Annotated in this window: 6 protein-coding genes; 4 read left to right on the top strand and 2 right to left on the bottom strand. The window is 50.9% G+C overall.

The genetic code is table 11. The annotated features are described in order from the left end of the window. The 4 genes from pgi to ABY436_RS19345 form a co-directional block, all read left to right on the top strand. The coding region (gene pgi, locus ABY436_RS19360) for a glucose-6-phosphate isomerase (RefSeq protein ID WP_372740565.1) at positions 1 to 1,424 on the top strand (1,424 nt) is incomplete at its 5' end. Next, positions 1,421 to 2,731, top strand: coding sequence for a nucleotide sugar dehydrogenase (locus tag ABY436_RS19355; protein WP_372740564.1), 1,311 nt, complete (start codon positions 1,421 to 1,423; stop codon positions 2,729 to 2,731). The genes pgi and ABY436_RS19355, both read left to right, overlap by 4 nt. A gap of 40 nt (positions 2,732 to 2,771) precedes the next feature. Then, positions 2,772 to 3,158 carry a nucleotidyltransferase substrate binding protein gene (locus ABY436_RS19350; protein ID WP_372740563.1) on the top strand — a complete coding sequence of 129 codons (387 nt, stop codon included), beginning with the start codon at positions 2,772 to 2,774 and terminating at the stop codon, positions 3,156 to 3,158. Further along, the gene (locus ABY436_RS19345; protein WP_372740562.1) at positions 3,151 to 3,447 is read left to right on the top strand and encodes a nucleotidyltransferase family protein; all 297 of its coding nucleotides are present in this window, start codon (positions 3,151 to 3,153) and stop codon (positions 3,445 to 3,447) included. The genes ABY436_RS19350 and ABY436_RS19345 overlap by 8 nt, the downstream gene beginning before the upstream one ends. 37 nt (positions 3,448 to 3,484) lie before the next feature. Here the strand turns inward: ABY436_RS19345 and ABY436_RS19340 are convergent, their stop codons facing one another. After that, positions 3,485 to 3,736 carry a nucleotidyltransferase family protein gene (locus ABY436_RS19340; protein WP_372740561.1) on the bottom strand — a complete coding sequence of 84 codons (252 nt, stop codon included), beginning with the start codon at positions 3,734 to 3,736 and terminating at the stop codon, positions 3,485 to 3,487. Beyond that, positions 3,712 to 4,093 (bottom strand): hypothetical protein (locus ABY436_RS19335; RefSeq protein WP_372740560.1); only part of this gene is annotated, 382 nt, incomplete at its 5' end. The genes ABY436_RS19335 and ABY436_RS19340, both read right to left, overlap by 25 nt.

Genomic DNA, 4,093 nt, shown 5'->3' with positions numbered 1-4,093 from the left:
CGAACAGTGAATTGCTGCTGGATGAACACAACATTGCAGAAGATGTTCACGTCAATTTGACACAGATGGGCAGCATGGTGGAGCGCATCCACGCCGGCCAATGGCGCGGCTATTCAGGCCTGCCCATCGACACCATCGTCAATATTGGTGTCGGCGGCTCAGACCTTGGCCCGCTGATGGCCTGCAAAGCCCTCACCGATGCACAACCACCGGCAGGACGCCAACTCAAAGTGCATTTTGTGTCATCCATGGACGGCAGCCAGATCGCCGACTTGCTTGACCAGCTATCGCCGGAAACCACCTTATTTATCATTTCGTCTAAATCGTTCACCACCATCGATACGCTGTCCAACGCCAATACGGCACGCCAATGGCTTAAGTCGGCCAGTAATGTAAAAACCGAACTGCTCAACCGCCGCCACTTTATCGGCGTATCGGCCAGCCAGGAAAAGATGAACCAGTGGGGCATTCCGGAAAACAGCCAGCTGAATTTCTGGGACTGGACCGGCGGACGCTACTCGATGTGGTCAGCCATTGGCTTGCCGATTGCGCTCCGCATTGGCATGCCAGGCTTTAAAGCCATGCTCAGTGGCGCACACGCCATGGATGAGCACTTCAAAACAGCACCCTTTGAAGAAAATCTGCCCGTACAGCTGGGGATGATCGGCGTCTGGAACATCAACTTTTTAGATATTCATGCCCACGCGATTCTGCCCTACGATGGCCGCTTAAGCCATCTGCCCGCCTACCTCGAACAACTGGAGATGGAAAGTAACGGCAAAAGCGTCAGCCGCCAGGGAGAAACCATTCATTACCATACCTGCCCGATTCTCTGGGGCGAGATAGGCCCTAACGCGCAGCACGCGTTTTACCAGCTACTGCACCAAGGCACCGAATCAGTGATGTGTGATTTTATCGCGCCCGCCAGGCGCTATGAAGAACTAGACAACAGCGAGCTACAGCAGCAACACCAGCTGTCACTCGCTAACTGCCTTGCCCAGTCACGCTTGCTGGCACTGGGCGACGCCGCCATTGCCGGTAACGATGCCGCACCGATCCATAAACGCTATCGCGGCAACCAACCCAGCACGACAGTACTGATCGACGAACTGACCCCCTACTCGTTTGGCCAGCTAATCGCCTTATACGAGCATAAAGTGTTTGTCCAATCAGTAATCTGGGACGTTAATCCGTTTGATCAATGGGGCGTAGAACTGGGCAAGAAAATGGCGACCGACCTGCTCAAGCCGCTGTTAAAAGAACAGCGAGCCTCACCAAACGGGACAGAAGCAGCGCCCTTTGACAGCTCCACAGAAGGCCTTCTCAGCGCCATTCTTGAGAAACAAGAGCTGTATAAGCAAGGTCAGAAACAAGAGCCTCAGCAAGAGCACGCACAGGATAAAGAAAAGGGATCAGCGCTATGAAAATCGCCATCTGGGGCCACGAACTCACCGCCTGGGCAACCGCCGGTTTACTCGCGCAAGCCGGCAATGATGTGTTTCTCGTTAACGACACACAGATCAGCGATCCCGTGACACTCATGGGCAGCAGCATCCGCAATGAGCCAGGGCTTCAAGACCTGATCACCCAGCAGTTCGAAAAGCAAAACCTGCAGTTTATCCACAGCGGCTCCGCTTCATTGCTCTCGACACATATCATCAGCATGAACCCGGCGGCCTATGATCAAGCACACCAGCTTGTCAGCGGCATAGCCCGGCGCCGTTCAGATAAGCCCCTTTCTGCAGATCAGCAGCCAGGCCAACAGCCAGATAAGCTGCTGATCATTAACCAGAGCCATTTCGGCGTAGGCTGTACCGACAAACTACAAGCGCTGCTGGATATCGACAAAGATCAGGTGGTGGTTTATCTGGCCGAGAACATCTCAGAAGGCGAAGCCCTGAAAAATATCCGCCAGCCTAAATCACTCACCTTTGGCAGCACCAACTCATGGGCCAGCATGATGACCCGTGCACTGCTGCGGCCTTTTAGCAGCCAGTTGGAACAACTACTGGTGATGACACCCAAAGAAGCTGAATTTGCCAAGCTATCCATAACCGGCATGCTGGCGCTGCGTATTGGTTACATCAATGAGCTCGCCAACCTGGCAGAGCAGCTGGATGTTGATATCGATGTCATCAAGCAGAGCCTTGGGGCCGACCCGCGTATCGGGCATCACTACCTGGCACCCGGATGTGGATTTGGCGGTAACATCTTCTCGCAAACCACCAAAGGGCTGGCCAATCTGCTATCCGAAAAGCGCCAATCACAGCTGCTGGATACTGTGCTGCAAGAAAACGAGAAACAGAAAGAGCAACCGTTTCGTAAGCTATGGCGGCATTATGAGTGTGATATTCACAAACTGAATATCACCCTGTGGGGAGTCTCTTTTAAGCCAGGCTCTGCCGCACTGGACAGCGCACCCAGCATCAAAATCATCAACGCCCTGCTTGCCCAACAAGCCAATATCCATATACACGACCCGGAAGCGCTGGAAAATATCGAAAAACTCTACGGTGGGCATCCACAGGTACACACCTACCGCGATAAATATGAAGCACTCAACCAGTCAAACGCCCTGCTACTGCTGACCGAGTGGCCAGAATACGCATCACCAGACTACGAGCAGATGCTAGAACGCATGCAAGCTCCGCTTATCATCGACGGGCGCAACCTCTTAAGCAAAGAGCTGGCGCAAAGCCTCGGTTTTACCTATTACGGCATTGGGCGATAATTGGTATTATTAATATTATTTGCACACGGGTGAAACATCCATGGAATTAATTCTCACTCCCTTAAAGAAAGCCATCGCTTCATTAGATATAGCCGTTGCCCAACCCAAGAATGAGTTTATTCGCGACGCTGTTATCCAACGTTTCGAGTACACTTATGAGCTGTGCTGGAAGTTTATCAAACGTGATTTAAGTGAAGACTTAGGATCAGAAAGTATCGTCATCCTTAGCCGAAAAGATCTCTTTCGAGTGGCCGCCGACCGAGGCTTGATAAAAGACCCGCTAATCTGGTTTACCTACCACAAAGCAAGAAATGAAACATCGCACACCTACAATGAAAAAATAGCAGAACAAACGTATGACATTGCTGTTTTATTCTTACCCGAGGCACAGGCGCTATTAGCAATACTGGAATCAAAATATGCTTGACCTAACACCGGAGCAGTTAAATACCGTCAAGTTAATTTCTTCGCAATACCTCGCCCCTGCGACAGAAATTTATGCCTTCGGATCAAGAACAAACGGAAAGGCTCGCAAGTACTCTGATCTTGATCTACTCATAAAATCAGACAAAGCCATCCCCTACCAAACGCTTACAGAACTAGAAAATGCGTTCTCAGAATCCGACCTGCCTTTCATGACAGATATCATTGATTGGCAACAAATCTCAGAAGAGTTCAGAGCCGCCATTTCCAAAGAACTAGTCAAGCTATCATAATATCTCGATACGCGCCCTTACGCTGCTCAGCCAGATATCAAGCGCTCCATAACACGCCCTCATCCAGTACCTTTTGACGGAAAGCCGCTCCGGCATTAAACAAATCAACAAGGTCGACATGATAGATAATGTTACTCTGCTCAAGCGCCTCCCTCACGTCGGACAATAAACCAGCAGGCAATGGCGATTCAGGCAAAATGGCCACATCAATATCGGACGTTCGATGTGCTGTATTTTTTGCATGAGAATCAAATAAATAAACACTTACCTCGAAATCAACCTTAAACAACCCACACACAGCAACGCAATAGCGACGCCGGCAAGGTTGGCGTAGCTATCCTCCATACTGTATACGCGCAACGGGCGAAACTCGCCTTGTAAGTATTCCAACAAGGGCGCCAACGCAAACAACACCGGCCAGAAATAGAACCAGCGCACATGCCGTAAGGCCCACCACGCAGTTAACGATAAGCCTAAAAAGGCCAGCGCATGGCCGACTTTGTCGGAGTTATGGAATAACTGTGGGGGTGGCGTCGGCCTGAAAATACCGTACGCTACAGCAGCCAGGCACATTAGGAATAGCCCCCAACGCAAGTAAGTTTTAACCCTTTCTCTAAGCAAGTGGTATCCAGACGTGTGCGTCAGG

It is taken from the genome of Neptunomonas sp. (genome assembly GCF_041601355.1).
In the GTDB taxonomy this organism is placed as follows: domain Bacteria; phylum Pseudomonadota; class Gammaproteobacteria; order Pseudomonadales; family Balneatricaceae; genus Neptunomonas.
The sequence above is the reverse complement of the archived record's forward strand: the minus strand, read 5'-3'. Positions and strand labels throughout refer to the sequence as shown.

Coding starts and splice junctions, on each gene's coding strand:
- ABY436_RS19345 (WP_372740562.1), top strand. CDS start 3,151: ATGCTTGACCTAACACCGGAGCAGTTAAATACCGTCAAGTTAATTTCT.
- ABY436_RS19355 (WP_372740564.1), top strand. CDS start 1,421: ATGAAAATCGCCATCTGGGGCCACGAACTCACCGCCTGGGCAACCGCC.
- ABY436_RS19350 (WP_372740563.1), top strand. CDS start 2,772: ATGGAATTAATTCTCACTCCCTTAAAGAAAGCCATCGCTTCATTAGAT.